The sequence below is a fragment of the Rhodovibrio salinarum DSM 9154 genome (genome assembly GCF_000515255.1).
GTDB classification, from domain to species: Bacteria; Pseudomonadota; Alphaproteobacteria; order Kiloniellales; family Rhodovibrionaceae; genus Rhodovibrio; species Rhodovibrio salinarum.
Genome location: NZ_KI911559.1, coordinates 795,670 through 808,934, shown reverse-complemented (window position 1 = coordinate 808,934; position 13,265 = coordinate 795,670). Strand labels below are relative to the sequence as shown.

Annotated in this window: 12 protein-coding genes; 7 read left to right on the top strand and 5 right to left on the bottom strand. The window is 62.7% G+C overall.

Annotated elements, in window-relative coordinates:
• Positions 1–41 precede the first annotated feature (41 nt).
• Positions 42–941: a prephenate dehydratase gene (locus tag RHOSA_RS0103795; protein WP_081728902.1), complete on the bottom strand. Its 900-nt coding sequence runs from the start codon at positions 939–941 to the stop codon at positions 42–44.
• Between the two features lie 402 nt (positions 942–1,343).
• Between RHOSA_RS0103795 and RHOSA_RS24585 the strand changes: the two genes are divergently transcribed.
• A complete protein-coding gene (locus tag RHOSA_RS24585; protein WP_081728434.1) occupies positions 1,344–2,411 on the top strand; it encodes a c-type cytochrome in 1,068 nt (355 codons plus the stop codon).
• A gap of 216 nt (positions 2,412–2,627) precedes the next feature.
• Complete coding sequence (locus RHOSA_RS0103785; protein WP_027287636.1) at positions 2,628–2,822, top strand: hypothetical protein; 195 nt, start codon at positions 2,628–2,630, stop codon at positions 2,820–2,822.
• 89 nt (positions 2,823–2,911) lie between these two features.
• On the opposite strand, the gene RHOSA_RS20255 is transcribed toward RHOSA_RS0103785, so the two are convergent.
• Complete coding sequence (locus RHOSA_RS20255; protein WP_051431769.1) at positions 2,912–3,514, bottom strand: exopolysaccharide biosynthesis protein; 603 nt, start codon at positions 3,512–3,514, stop codon at positions 2,912–2,914.
• Between the two features lie 356 nt (positions 3,515–3,870).
• Between RHOSA_RS20255 and hisN the strand changes: the two genes are divergently transcribed.
• From hisN to RHOSA_RS0103755, 5 genes are all read left to right on the top strand, one after another.
• Positions 3,871–4,710, top strand: a complete 840-nt coding sequence (gene hisN, locus RHOSA_RS0103775; protein ID WP_081728433.1) for a histidinol-phosphatase — start codon at positions 3,871–3,873, stop codon at positions 4,708–4,710.
• Complete coding sequence (locus RHOSA_RS20250) at positions 4,707–6,779, top strand: extracellular solute-binding protein (RefSeq protein WP_215904982.1); 2,073 nt, start codon at positions 4,707–4,709, stop codon at positions 6,777–6,779. Before hisN ends, RHOSA_RS20250 begins: the two co-directional genes overlap by 4 nt.
• Positions 6,780–6,786: 7 nt before the next feature.
• Positions 6,787–7,902 (top strand): microcin C ABC transporter permease YejB, encoded by a 1,116-nt coding sequence (locus tag RHOSA_RS0103765; protein WP_027287634.1) that lies wholly within the window; start codon positions 6,787–6,789, stop codon positions 7,900–7,902.
• A 43-nt stretch (positions 7,903–7,945) separates the two neighbouring features.
• Positions 7,946–9,082, top strand: a complete 1,137-nt coding sequence (locus tag RHOSA_RS0103760; RefSeq protein ID WP_051431768.1) for an ABC transporter permease — start codon at positions 7,946–7,948, stop codon at positions 9,080–9,082.
• Positions 9,083–9,155: 73 nt separating this feature from the next.
• The gene (locus RHOSA_RS0103755) at positions 9,156–10,787 is read left to right on the top strand and encodes an ABC transporter ATP-binding protein (RefSeq protein WP_027287632.1); all 1,632 of its coding nucleotides are present in this window, start codon (positions 9,156–9,158) and stop codon (positions 10,785–10,787) included.
• An 18-nt stretch (positions 10,788–10,805) separates the two neighbouring features.
• Here the strand turns inward: RHOSA_RS0103755 and RHOSA_RS24580 are convergent, their stop codons facing one another.
• The 3 genes from RHOSA_RS24580 to RHOSA_RS24990 form a co-directional block, all read right to left on the bottom strand.
• Positions 10,806–11,870 carry a retron St85 family RNA-directed DNA polymerase gene (locus RHOSA_RS24580; protein WP_081728432.1) on the bottom strand — a complete coding sequence of 355 codons (1,065 nt, stop codon included), beginning with the start codon at positions 11,868–11,870 and terminating at the stop codon, positions 10,806–10,808.
• Between the two features lie 195 nt (positions 11,871–12,065).
• A complete protein-coding gene (locus tag RHOSA_RS24995) occupies positions 12,066–12,422 on the bottom strand; it encodes a hypothetical protein (protein ID WP_156092513.1) in 357 nt (118 codons plus the stop codon).
• On the bottom strand, positions 12,398–13,252 hold the full coding sequence (locus RHOSA_RS24990) for a phosphoribosyltransferase-like protein (protein WP_156092511.1): 855 nt from the start codon (positions 13,250–13,252) through the stop codon (positions 12,398–12,400). Before RHOSA_RS24990 ends, RHOSA_RS24995 begins: the two co-directional genes overlap by 25 nt.
• Between the last annotated feature and the right edge of the window lie 13 nt (positions 13,253–13,265).

Sequence of the window (13,265 nt, the reverse complement as noted above, 5' to 3'; positions counted from 1 at the left end):
CGCGCCCCAGGCACACTCTTCACACTACGCGGGCGGGCGCGCTAGCCGGCTTCCGCATCCTGCCGGAAGGGCGACGCCGGATAGACGCCCAGGATCTTCACCTCGCGGGAGAAGAATCCGAGTTCCTCCAGCGCCAGGCGCACCAGCCGGTTGTCGGGATGCCCTTCCACGTCGGCATAGAACTGCGCAACCGTGAAGCGGGAGTCCAGGATATAGCTCTCCAGCTTGGTGATGTTGACGCCGTTGGTCGCGAACCCGCCCAGCGCCTTGTACAGCGCCGCGGGGACGGAACGCACCCGAAACACCAGCGACGTGACGATCCGCCCCTGTTCGGGGTCCGGATCGATCGGCTCGTGCGCCATGATCAGGAAGCGGGTGGTGTTGTGCTCCAGGTCCTCGATGTCGTTTGCCAGGAACTCCAGACCGTAGGTCTCGGCAGCCAGACGGGAGGCGATCGCCGCCTCCGCCGGGTCGCCGCGCTCTGCCACCTCGGCAGCCGCACCGGCGGTGTCGGCGTGCACCACAGGCTCCAGGCCACGGTCGCGCAGATACTGCCGACACTGACTAAGGGCCTGGATGTGACTGTGCACCTTCCGGATGCCCTCCAACGTCGCCCCCGGCGCCCCCAGCAGGTTGTGGTTCACCGGCTGAAAATGCTCGCCCACGATATGGAGGCCGCTGTCTGGTAGCAGATGGTGGATGTCCGCGACCCGTCCGGCGGACGAGTTATCGATCGGAATCATGGCGTAACGCGCCAAGCCGTCCCGCACGGCGGCGAAAGTATCCTCGAACGACGGGCACGGCAGGGTGGTGAACGCTGGAAACACGACCCGGCAGGCCATGTCGGAGTAGGCGCCGTGGGCGCCCTGAAAAGCGATCGTCTGTTCCGGATCGGTCTCGACGCCCGCCACGCGCGGGCTTGTATAGTCAGTCTCGGACATCGGCATTCCCGGTTGCGTGGCTCGGCCGTTGAGCTTGCCAGCCACGTTCGACAAGGCGGGTCGGTGGTCGTCGACGCCCCAACCTGGCAGGTCGGCGGCGCGCGCGGTCAGGAAGAAGCGTTCACGGCGCGCATCGCGGCGGAGTATCGAGAGCCGCTTCGGGGGTGTCAACGCGCGCCCGGGTCCTACATGGCGCGCGCGGTGTTCCCCGTTCACGACGGTTTCACATTTGGCGCGGCATAGCGACGCACACCGATGGACAGCGGTACCGGGAAGGCGAGATTGGCACGCGAAACATGGCAGGAATTTCACCCGCCACCCCTGACCCCGAACTATTGAACGCCTGCAAGGCTGCGGCTATTGTCGCGCCGCTTCACACGCGAGGCTGCAAGGAAAGTCCGAATGTCTCTGGAACTGAACAAGATCGCGGCGGCTGTTCTCACCGGCGGCGTGGTTGCGATGGCCTCTGGCTTCGTGGCCGATTTGCTGGTCAGCCCCCATGCGCCTGAAGAGCCGGTCTATACGGTTGCCACCAAAGAAGGCTCCGGTGGTGGTTCCGGTGGGTCCGGCGGTTCCGGCGGCGAGGAGCAGGCGCCGGATCTGGCGACGCTTCTCGCTAACGCTTCCGCCAGCGAGGGCGAGAGCGGCGTGCGCGCCTGCCAGGCCTGCCACTCCTTCGAGGAGGGCGGCGCAAACAAGGTCGGCCCGCACCTGTTCAATGTCGTCGGGCGCGAGATCGCCAGCGTCGACGGGTTCGGCTACTCCAGCGCCCTTAAGGGGAAGGAGGGTGAGTGGACCTACAAGAAGCTGGACGCCTGGCTGGAAAACCCGAGCGGTTGGGCATCTGGGACCAGCATGTCCTACCCTGGTATCAAGGATGCGGAGAAGCGTGCCGACGTGATCCTGTATCTGCGGGAGCAGTCGAATAACCCGCCGCCATTGCCCGAACCCGAGCAGCAGTCGGCCGACGCCAGCGGGAGCGACGAAGGCGCCAACGGCGAGCAAGCATCGGACAGTTCCGGCGACACGCAGTCCGGCGACAGTGGTTCCGGTGACAGCGGTGCGGGGGAGACCCAGAGCGCGAAGGCTGACGCCAGCGGGGGCGGCTCTGGTGGCGGTTCCGAGCTGGAGCAGCAGATCGCTTCCGCCGATCCGTCGGCCGGGAAGTCCGCCGTGGCGGTTTGCAGCGCTTGCCACTCCTTCGAAAAGGGCGGTCCGAACAAGGTCGGCCCCAACCTCTACAACGTTCTGAACCACAAGATCGCAAGTCACGACGGGTTCAACTACTCCGACGCGCTCAAGAGCAAGGAAGGCGAGTGGAACCTGGAAAAGATGGATGCGTGGCTCGAAAACCCGAACGAGTTCGCGTCCGGCAACCGGATGACCTATCCGGGTGTGAAGGACGCGCAGAAGCGCCATAACATCATCGCCTACATGCTCCAGCAGTCGGAGAACGCCGGCGGCAACTAAGCCCCGACGCTTCACTGCAGCCTGATGCGAGCCGGCGGGTGGCGACACCCGCCGGCGTTTTTCTTTTGCCCTCGCCCCGCTCCCATCGCCGCATCGTGCGCGCCAATTTCGTGGCCAGCGCGTGACCTCCCTTGTGTCACGCCTGCCGTCAGGACCATTTCAGACCGACGCGTTAAACGACGTGCACGATAGATCTAACTGAAAAGGACCGGGACCATGGTGAAGCGTTGGAGTGCTGCTGCTCTTGCCCTACTGATGCTGGGTAGCGTTGCGGCCTGCGGCGAAAGCGATAACGACACCGCCGCCGAGGAAGCTGGCGACGCGGTCGAAGAGGCCGGCGATCAGGCCTCGGACGCCGTCGAGGACGCCGGCGACGCTGCCGAGGACGCGGCCGACGAGGCCACCGAGTAAAGCGCCTTCCAGCAAACGGCCCGCCGACACAGATGCCGGCGGGCCGTTTTCATGCAAACTGGTGCGGGTAGCGCGGCCGGCACGCGGCCTCAGCCCGACAGGATGTACAGGCCGCCACCGCCGCCAACCAGGGCGACTGCCAGCCCAATGGCGGTGATCAGTCCGTCTGCGGTCAAAAGGCCCAGGCCGATCACCGTGATCGCGGCCGCAACCGGCAAAACGCCCCAGGGAACCAGCGCAAGGGGGTACATCAATACCGCCAGCGCGCACAGCCCAAGCACGACCGCATGTAGGGCCGGCCGGGACAACAGCACCGACCAGCGCGCCTGCGTGAGCCGGTCGAGCCAACGCAGGTATGGCTCCACTCGTTCGATCGAGCGTCGGCCCAGGTCGCCGTCGACCTCCAGCCGACGCAGCGCGCCAGGCACCCAGGGCGTATGACTCCCAAAGCTCATCTGTACAGCCAGCAGCACGATCAAGGTCGCACAGACGACAGAGGCTCCCGGAATCGCTCCAATCGGCGATAGCGCGATCAAACCAATGGTGAAAAAGAGCGGGCCGTAGGTGCGCTGGCCCAGCTGGTCGATCAACGTGCCGAGCGAGACACGGTCCTGCCGGGCGGCGCGCTTCAAGGCGTGCAGAGTGCTGGTGATGCTGTCGGCCTGACCATCGTCTGCCGTTCGTTCGCTCATCTCAGGTTCTGTTCCCCTTATGATGCCTTGTTATAATGCCTTGCCGGGCGTACGCCCCTTGCGCGCCGCCTTCGCTGAGCGATGTGTGTGCGATTGTCGCACGAACAATGCCCGAGAGCGCCGACGATCTGTGTCAACCAAGCGGCCTCTTCGAAGCGAAGCCGCCATCGGCATTCGGACCACACGCCATATCCGCCCTCCCTACGTCCTTCGCCATGCCAAGTAAGCCCTAGGCGCCGACGGGCCGGGACAGATACAGTGGCGGCCCAGTTCGTCTTGAACGGCTCCGGATAGCTATCTCCCTGCGCTCCGGTTGCCGTCCGCCCCAGTTCTGCGGTCAAGCGAGAACCCCTCACGTGAGTGACGCCAACGCCCGCCCGCCCGCCGCGCGGCCCCAAGACTCCACCGACACGCCGAGCGACGCGCTCGTGGCGCTTGCCGAACGGCTGGCCGACGCCGGCCGCCAAACCGCCCGGCACCATTTCCGCACCCCCGTCGCGGTCGACGACAAGCCGGACGCCAGCCCGGTCACGGTGGCCGACCGGGAAGCCGAATCGGCGATGCGCCGGATTATCGAGGAAACGCATCCCGAGCACGGCATCGTCGGCGAGGAACACGGCACCGTGCGTGCCGGTGCCGAAAACGTGTGGGTGCTCGACCCGATCGACGGGACCAAGCAGTTCATTTCCGGCAAGCCGACCTTCGGCTGCCTAGTCGCGCTGGTCCACCGAGACCGTCCGGTGCTGGGCGTGATCGACATGCCCGCGATTCAGGAACGCTGGGTCGGCGCCGCCGGCCGGACGACCCTGTTCGCCGACGCCCACGGCGAGATGCCGGCGCAGACCCGAGCCTGCCCAAGCCTGGACGCGGCCACGCTGTGCGCTACCTCCCCCGGCATGTTCGCCCAGGCCGAAGAGAACGCCGCGTTCGAGCGTCTGCGCCAGCACGCCAAGCTGACGCTCTACGGCGGCGACTGCCATAACTATGGCCTGCTCGCCGCCGGCTACCTCGACCTCGTCTGCGAGGCCGGCATGAGCTACTACGATTTCGCCGCGCTGGTCCCGGTGATCGAGGGCGCGGGCGGCGTCATCACCGACTGGCAAGGACGCCCGCTCGGCCCGGATTCAGACGGGCGCGTGCTCGCGGCCGGCGACCCTGCCCTACACGCCCAGGCACTGGAGCAGGTGGCGACGTGAGGGGGATAACCTCGTTTCTTGCGGCCGGCGTGCTCGCGCTGGCGGTCAACCTGCCGGCGCTGCCGGCCCTGGCGCAGACTACGGACATCGCCGCCGCATCGTCGCAGCAAACCGCCCAGGCGCCCGAGCCCGACCTGCCCCAAAGCACGCTGCGCGAACTGGAAGGCGTGCCGCCGCGCCACGGCGTAGCGATGCACGGCGAGGTCAAATACAAGACAGACTTCCAGCACTTCGACTACGTCAATCCCGATGCTCCCAAAGGCGGCACCCTCAAGATGGCCGCCGACGGCACCTACGACAGCTTCAACCCCTACATCCTCAAGGGGCAGGCGGCGGAAGCGATGGGGCTGGCGTTCGAGACGCTGATGACCTCGAGCGACGACGAGGCGTTCAGCCAGTACGGCCTGATCGCCAAGTACATCTACATGCCCGAGGACCGCGACTGGGTCGCCTACACCCTGCGCAAGGACGCGCGCTGGCACGACGGGGAACCGATCACGGTCGAAGATGTGATCTGGAGTTTCAATACCCTGAAGGAACAGGGCCATCCCCAATACCGCTTCTACTACAAGAACGTCAAAAGCGCCCGGCAGATCGGCCCGCGCACCGTCCGGTTCGAGTTCAGCGAGGGGCTGAACCGCGAACTGCCGCTGATCCTGGGCCAGCTGCCGGTCCTGCCAAAGCACTACTGGACAGCCGAGGGACGCACGTTCGGAAAGTCCACGCTGGAGCCGCCGCTGGGCTCCGGCCCTTATAAAGTCACTGACTACGAGCCCGGCCGCTACGTCGTGTTCGAACGGGTCGAGGACTATTGGGGCCGCGACCTGGCGGTGAACCGCGGACGCTGGAACTACGACAAGATCCGCTACGACTACTTCCGTGATCCCACCGTAATCCGTTCGGCGATCAAAGCCGGCAATGTCGACTTCCGGCTGGAGAACACCGCCAAGGCCTGGGCGACCGCCTACGACGTGCCCGCGGTGCGCCAGGGCCGGCTGAAGAAGGTCAAGCTGGAAAACAGCCGACCGACCGGCATGCAGGCGTTCGTCATGAACACCCGGCGCGCGCCGTTCGACCAGCCGAAGGTCCGCGAGGCGATGAGCTACGCCTTCGATTTCGGCTGGACCAACAAGAACCTCTTCTTCGGCCAGTACATCCGCACCGAAAGCTACTTCTCCAACTCCGAACTGGCTTCCGACGGGCTGCCGACCGGCCGCGAGAAGGAAATCCTGGAGCAGTTCCGCGGCCAGGTGCCCCCGGAAGTCTTCACCCAGGAGTACGACCCGCCGGAAACCGACGGCAACGGCTACCCACGCGACAACCTGAAAAAGGCGCTCGGGCTGCTGCGCGAGGCCGGCTTCGAGGTGCGCGACATGAAGCTCATCGATCCGCGCACCGGCCGGCCCGTGACGTTCGAAATCCTTTTGAACAGCCAAGCTTTCGAACGCGTCGTGCTGCCCTACGTCGCCAACCTGAACCGGTTGGGCATTGAGGTCGACGTCTCGCTGGTGGACAGCGTGCAGTACCAGAACCGGCTGGATTCCTATGACTTCGACATGACGGTCGGGGGCTGGCCGCAATCCCTGTCGCCAGGCAACGAGCAACGCAGCTTCTGGGGCTCCGCGGCCGCCGAGCGCCCCGGCACGCGCAATTGGGCCGGCATCCAGGATCCGGTGATCGACAAGCTGATCGACATGGTGATCGCCGCACCCAGCCGGGAAGAGCTGGTTGCCCGGACCCGGGCACTCGACCGCGTGCTGCTGTGGCACCACTACGTGGTGCCGAACTGGCACATGGGCGCCTGGCCGCTGGTCTACTGGGACAAGTTCCGCCGGCCGGAGACGACGGCCCCCTACGCCCTGAACCTGCTGGACGCCTGGTGGATCGCGCCAGAGAAGGAACAGCAGATCGCCCGGGCGCAGGCCGAGGCGAATGGCGACGCGGCGCAGGATACCGGCAGGAGCGGCGTCTGGCTGACCGCGCTCGGCGTGCTCGTCCTGGCCGGGCTCGCGCTCCTCTTCTTCCGCCGCGGTTTCCACCGCAAGGCCAGCCAGCAGGGCACGGAGTGAGGCGGCCATGACCAGCTACATCATCCGCCGTATCCTGCTCATGGTGCCCACCCTGTTGGGCGCGATGCTGATCAACTTCCTGATCGTCCAGGCCGCCCCCGGCGGGCCGGTGCAGCAGGTGATCAGTCAGGTCACCGGCACCGGCGTCGCCGCGACCCAGCGGATCACCCAGGCCGGCGGCGATGGCGGCGCCGGCGGATCCGCCCAGAGCCAACCCAGCGGCGGCACCGGCCCGCGCGGCGACTACCGCGGCGCGCAGGGCCTGCCGCCGGAATTCATCGAGGACCTGGAGGCACAGTTCGGCTTCGACAAACCACCGGCCGAGCGCTTCCTGATGATGGTCGGCGACTACGCCACCTTCGACTTCGGGGAGAGCTTCTTCCGCAGCCGCTCGGTCACCGAGCTGATCGTCGACAAGCTGCCGGTGTCGATCTCGCTCGGCCTGTGGACGACGCTCCTGACCTACCTGATCTCGATCCCACTGGGCGTGGCGAAGGCAACGCGCGACGGCACGCCGTTCGACTTCTGGACGTCCGTCGTGGTGATCGTCGGCAACGCGATCCCGGCCTTCCTGTTCGCGGTGCTGCTGATCGTGGTGTTCGCCGGCGGCGCCTATCTCGACTGGTTCCCGCTGCGTGGCCTGGTCTCCGACGACTGGGAGACGCTCACCTGGCCGATGCAGATCGTCGACTACTTCTGGCATATGGCGCTGCCGATCACCGCGCTGGTGATCGGTTCGTTCGCCGCGCTCACGATGCTAACCAAGAACTCCTTCCTGGATCAGATCAACCAGCAGTACGTCGTCACCGCCCGCGCCAAGGGGCTGGCGGAACGCCGGGTGCTGTACGGCCACGTCTTCCGCAACGCCATGCTGATCGTGATCGCCGGCTTCCCGGTGGCGTTCGTGAACATCCTGTTCACCGGCGCGGTGCTGATCGAGATCCTGTTCTCGCTCGACGGCCTCGGCCTGCTCGGCTTCGAGGCGGTGGTCAACCGCGACTATCCGGTGATGTTCGGCACGCTCTACATCTTCACCCTGATGGGTCTGATCCTGCAGCTCGTGAACGACATCATGTACACCGTGATCGATCCCCGGATCGACTTCGAGGCGCGGGAGACCTGAGGATGACCGTCTGCCCGACCCCCGACCATCCGGAGGTGCGCGCATGACCGCCGCCCCGCGCTATACCTTCCTGGGCCGCGATATCTCGCCGATCACCGCGCGGCGGCTGGCGAACTTCCGGGCGAACACACGCGGCTTCTGGTCGCTGTGGATCTTCCTGTTCTTCTTCGTCCTGTCGCTGTTCGCCGAGGTGGTCGCCAACGACGACCCGATCGCGGTCTGGTACGACGGCAACCTCTACACGCCGATCTTCCAGGACTATCCCGAGACCACCTTCGGCGGCTTCTTCCCGACCAAGACCGACTACTCCGACCCGTTCGTCGAGCAGCAGATCGCCGAAAACGGCTTCATGATCCGCGCGCTGATCCCCTACGACCACCGCACGGTCGACTGGCACCTGACCGACCCCGCCCCCACGCCGCCATCGGCCACGCACTGGCTGGGCACCGACGACCAGGCGCGCGACGTGGTCGCCCGGGTGATCTACGGCTTCCGCATCTCGGTGCTGTTCGGCCTGGCGATGACCGCCCTGACCACGCTCATCGGCGTCGCGGCGGGCGCGGTGCAGGGCTACTTCGGCGGCTGGACCGACCTGATCTTCCAGCGGGTGATGGAGGTGTTCGGCACCCTGCCGATGCTGCTGGTGCTGATCATCCTGGCCTCGGTCGTGGAGCCGAACTTCTGGTGGCTGTTGGGCGTGATGGTGCTGTTCGGCTGGCCCTGGCCGGTCGGCTACGTCCGCGCGGAATTCCTGCGCGCGCGCAACTTCGACTTCGTCAAGGCGGCGAAGGCGCTCGGCGTCTCCGACACGATGGTGATGTTCCGCCACATCCTGCCCAACGCGATGGTGGCCACCCTCACCTTCCTCCCCTTCACGCTGGCCGGCTCGATCACCACCCTGACCGCGCTCGACTTCATCGGCTTCGGCCTGCCGCCCGGGTCGGCCTCGCTGGGCGAGGTGCTGGCGCAGGGCAAGGCGAACCTGCAGGCGCCCTGGCTCGGCCTGACCGGCTTCTTCGTGCTCGCGATCATGCTGAGCCTCCTGTTCTTCATCGGCGAGGCGGTGCGCGACGCCTTCGACCCGCGCAAGCTGTTCCAGAACGAACCGACCCCGGCCGAACCCGGCGTCGGCCCCGAAGGCGCCGTCGCCGCCAGCCGCGCCCAGGGCGGCGGGGCGTGATGATGCAGGGAACAGACCCGCGATCCGTGCCGCCGCTCCTTCTCCCTCAAGACACACCACGCGAGCGCCGACCATGACCGACCGCCTGCTCGAGGTTGAGAACCTGGGCGTCACCTTCGGCCAGGGCGCCACGGCCGTCCCGGCCGTGCGCGAGCTGTCGTTCGGCCTGGACCGGGGCCAGACGCTGTCACTGGTCGGCGAAAGCGGGTCCGGCAAGTCGGTGACCGCGCTGTCGGTGATGCAGCTCCTGCCCTACCCGCAGGCGCGCCACACCCCCGGCTCCTCGATCCGCTTCAAGGGCGAGGAACTGGCCAACGCCAGCGAGGCGCGGATGCGCCAGATCCGCGGCAACGAGATCGCGATGATCTTCCAGGAGCCGATGACCTCGCTGAACCCGCTGCACCACATCGAAAAGCAGGTGACCGAGCCGCTTCTGGTGCACAAGGGCATGGACCGCACCCAGGCGCGCAAGCGCTGCCTGGAGCTGCTGGACATGGTCGGCATCCCGGAAGCGCGCCAGCGCCTCACCGCCTACCCGCACGAACTCTCCGGCGGGCAACGCCAGCGGGTGATGATCGCGATGGCGCTGGCGAACGAGCCGGACCTCCTGATCGCCGACGAGCCGACCACCGCGCTCGACGTCACCATCCAGGCGCAGATCCTCAAATTGCTGCGCCAGCTCGCCGGCGAGTTCAACATGGCGCTGATGCTGATCACCCACGACCTGGGCGTGGTCCGCAAGATGGCCGACGAGGTGGTGGTGATGACCCAGGGCCATGCGGTCGAGCAGGGCCCGGCCCGGCGCCTGTTCGCCGACCCGCAGCACAGCTATACCCGCCGCCTCTTGGCCGCCGAGCCGTCCGGCAAGCCGGTCGGCCCCCGCGCCGACGCGCCGGTGGTGATGCAGGGATCACACGTGAAGGTGCACTTCCCGATCAAGCAGGGCCTGCTCAAGCGTACGGTCGACTACGTCCGCGCGGTCGACGGCATCGACGTCACGATCCGCGCCGGCCACACGGTAGGCGTCGTCGGCGAAAGCGGCAGCGGCAAGACCACGCTTGGCATGGCGCTTTTGCGCCTGATCCAGAGCCAGGGTGAGATCGGCTTCGACGGCCGGCGGATCTCCGACATGCGCCCCAAGGCGCTGCGCCCGCTGCGCCGCGAGATGCAGGTGGTGTTCCAGGACCCCTTCGGCTCGCTCTCCCCGCGCCTGTCGGTCGGGCAGATCGTCGAGGAAGGGCTGAAGGTGCACGAGCCCGGGATGTCCGAAAAGGACCGGGAAGCCCGGATCGTGCAGGCGCTGCAGGAGGTCGGCCTCGACCCCGACAGCCGCTTCCGCTATCCGCACGAGTTCTCCGGCGGCCAGCGCCAGCGCATCGCGATCGCCCGCGCAATGGTGCTCAAGCCCCGCTTCGTCGTGCTGGACGAGCCGACCAGCGCGCTCGACATGAGCGTGCAGGCACAGATCGTCGACCTGCTGCGGGACCTGCAGCGCCGCCACGACCTGGCCTACCTGTTCATCAGCCACGACCTGCGCGTGGTGCGCGCGCTCGCCGACGACGTGATCGTGATGAAGGACGGCCAAGTCGTCGAACAAGGCCCCGCCGCCGACATTTTCGACCGCCCCCAGGCGGCCTATACTCAGGCGCTGATGAAGGCCGCGTTCGAGCTGGAGGCGACGGAAAGCGGGGTTGTGAGTGTGTAGAGATGGGGCAAACGATTTTTAGTCTCTATAATCGATTGCCCCATTTTTTATTTCACGAAGTTGACGGAGCCAATCTTGCGCTTCTCGATCTTTCGGATTCACGAAAAGGACATAATTCACCTGCCCCATCAGATGATCAAGAAAATTTCGCCGATTGTTTTTCGTTTTGCTGAGATGCTCATCCAACCCAAATTTTTTAATGTAATACACTGACTGCCTAAGTACTCGCCTCTTTTTTCGGGGAACTTGGAGATGTTTATTTACGACGATCCCAGTTACTCTCTTCTGTCTGCCAGGCCCTAAAACCCTAATTTTATCCGGATGTATTTTGAATCCGTGCTCGCGGCATACTTTCTTGACGAACTGAAGAACTTCGGCCGGTTCCATATCTCCGGAAACGGAGATGTCGTCGGAGTATCGGGTATATCTCAACCCATTCTTCTTTGCATATCCGAACAATCTCTCATCGAGAGGTCGGCACACCAAGTTCGAAATATAAGGGCTAGTTGGCGCGCCTTGAGGCAGAACACCATCAAGGCAACAGAGTTGCGTAAGTAGCTCACCAACTTCAGGGCTATATCCAGCTTTTAGGAAGATCATCCTAATCTGTCTATGAGTTATGCTCGGAAAAAAGTCCTTAACATCCACATTTATAACAATCCTCTGATTGCGGTGAAATCGAGCGTTATCTCTGACATCGCGACCAACAACAAAGGCTTTCGCACACGGATTCACGGACATCGCGCCAAGTATATTATCTAATATCCAACGTTGAATTTCCTTGAGGCTTGGAAGCGGTTCATTAATTTGACGCACCCCACCAGATTTTTTCGGGACGTTAAACGTCCGGTAAAAATGTTCGGGATCGTTCGACGCCCGTCGTATATACGAAATATCGTATCCTACTCGATCTGAAAAATGTGCCTGATCATAGATTACTGGTAGGTTACTTAAATGTAGTTTTTTCGCGTAAGACAGGCATGTTCGAACGTCATCATCCGAATACCCCCGTCGACGGGCTTCAATTATGAAAGCGGCTTCGTAAGCAGCCCAAGACGAGGCGAGGTCACGGTGCGTTCGCATGGTCACTACCGAGGAGTCTGATCCCGAACGTGTTCGAGGTGAAGACCTCGAACACGTTCGCGCGTCGTGCTTTGCCGACGCACGAGCGGGCGGGGTTCGCCAAATCCTTTTGGGGAACCCCGCCCGCTCGCTGGCTCGAAGGAGCGTTCTTCCTCGAGTGGCGACTCGCCACTCGTGTGGTCAAACCACATAGGACTAGTGACCCAAGCGTCTTAACGAACGCACCGTAGACCTCGGTGGAAGGTATAGTTCGTTATCACCCAGCGGCTCAACCTTTTCTTCCTCCAATGGGCGAATCCATCCTTTATCATACAAATTACTAAGAGCCGCCTTGTTGAGGGAATTAAAACCACGATCCGTAAGCGCAATCTGCCCATCGGTAATCGTTATCAGTCCCTCTTTCTCAGCCAGGTTAAGCAAACTGGCAACTTGAGAATATGAATACCCTCGTTCCAGCAACGGGTTTAGTTTTGCGTTATGGTAGATTAAACGCAAAAACAGCTTTATGTCACCGCTTTTGTCCGTGCTCACCGTGGAAATGGGGCTGGCCATGGCACGCCTTTAACCTTTTTAGTTGTCCAATACATTGGAAATGTATTGTTCGGTGTTCTTGCTAATTTAATCAGTGCTTCTGATTGTTTGTATCCTCTTTGGTATTCCGAGCTCACATTTATCCTTTTTTCGATGTTATCAACAAGCCTTAGCGCCTTTTCCTTGTCGCCAATAATGTCTGAGTCGGTGATGCCTCTTTTCTGCATAACAGAATACAACATTTTATATCCACGTTCGGTTATTGACTTGTAGCCAGACTCTAACGCACTTATCGCAATGATGGCGAGACTGTCTTCTTTTTTTAGGTAATTATTCTCCATTTCATCTATAAATTTATGGCATGTGTCACCTGATCCAACGAAATCATCGAGAGCTATTATCAAGGAGGGCCCTCTCTCAGCAAAATAATCATTAAGGGCTTCTTCCGAATACAAGGCCTCTTTTTGATTTTTTTGGAACTTCCCTAATACGGGTATAACATTGCTTACAAAGAAATATGGCAAAGAGCTTGAACTTTTTGCCTTACCTTTTCTCTTATCCTCAGGGGACCTTAAAGGAACAACAAACACCCTGGTCTTTTCGCATATATTTGTATCGTCAAATTTCTCGAAAGCGGCCCGTAAATGAAAAACATAGTCACTGATATCAATCTCAACGAACGCTTCGGTCAAGCAAATAGCTAAATTTCGTTCTTCAACATCAAGTTTATCGAGAAATTCACAGAAAATCTCAAATCTTTCAACACTAGCGTCTTGTGTGCCTAAGTCGTGCCAACCTTGATTTTGAAATATGCGGTTTAGCGCAGATATTTCAGTTGGCGTCAACGGCATGTTTGTGGCCTTC

What these genes read in the sequence shown, in the direction of transcription:
- RHOSA_RS0103795 (WP_081728902.1), bottom strand. Translation starts at nt 941, where the DNA reads ATGTCCGAGACTGACTATACAAGCCCGCGCGTGGCGGGCGTCGAGACC.
- RHOSA_RS24585 (WP_081728434.1), top strand. Translation starts at nt 1,344, where the DNA reads ATGTCTCTGGAACTGAACAAGATCGCGGCGGCTGTTCTCACCGGCGGC.
- RHOSA_RS0103785 (WP_027287636.1), top strand. Translation starts at nt 2,628, where the DNA reads ATGGTGAAGCGTTGGAGTGCTGCTGCTCTTGCCCTACTGATGCTGGGT.
- RHOSA_RS20255 (WP_051431769.1), bottom strand. Translation starts at nt 3,514, where the DNA reads ATGAGCGAACGAACGGCAGACGATGGTCAGGCCGACAGCATCACCAGC.
- RHOSA_RS0103765 (WP_027287634.1), top strand. Translation starts at nt 6,787, where the DNA reads ATGACCAGCTACATCATCCGCCGTATCCTGCTCATGGTGCCCACCCTG.
- RHOSA_RS0103760 (WP_051431768.1), top strand. Translation starts at nt 7,946, where the DNA reads ATGACCGCCGCCCCGCGCTATACCTTCCTGGGCCGCGATATCTCGCCG.
- RHOSA_RS0103755 (WP_027287632.1), top strand. Translation starts at nt 9,156, where the DNA reads ATGACCGACCGCCTGCTCGAGGTTGAGAACCTGGGCGTCACCTTCGGC.
- RHOSA_RS24580 (WP_081728432.1), bottom strand. Translation starts at nt 11,870, where the DNA reads ATGCGAACGCACCGTGACCTCGCCTCGTCTTGGGCTGCTTACGAAGCC.
- RHOSA_RS24995 (WP_156092513.1), bottom strand. Translation starts at nt 12,422, where the DNA reads ATGGCCAGCCCCATTTCCACGGTGAGCACGGACAAAAGCGGTGACATA.
- RHOSA_RS24990 (WP_156092511.1), bottom strand. Translation starts at nt 13,252, where the DNA reads ATGCCGTTGACGCCAACTGAAATATCTGCGCTAAACCGCATATTTCAA.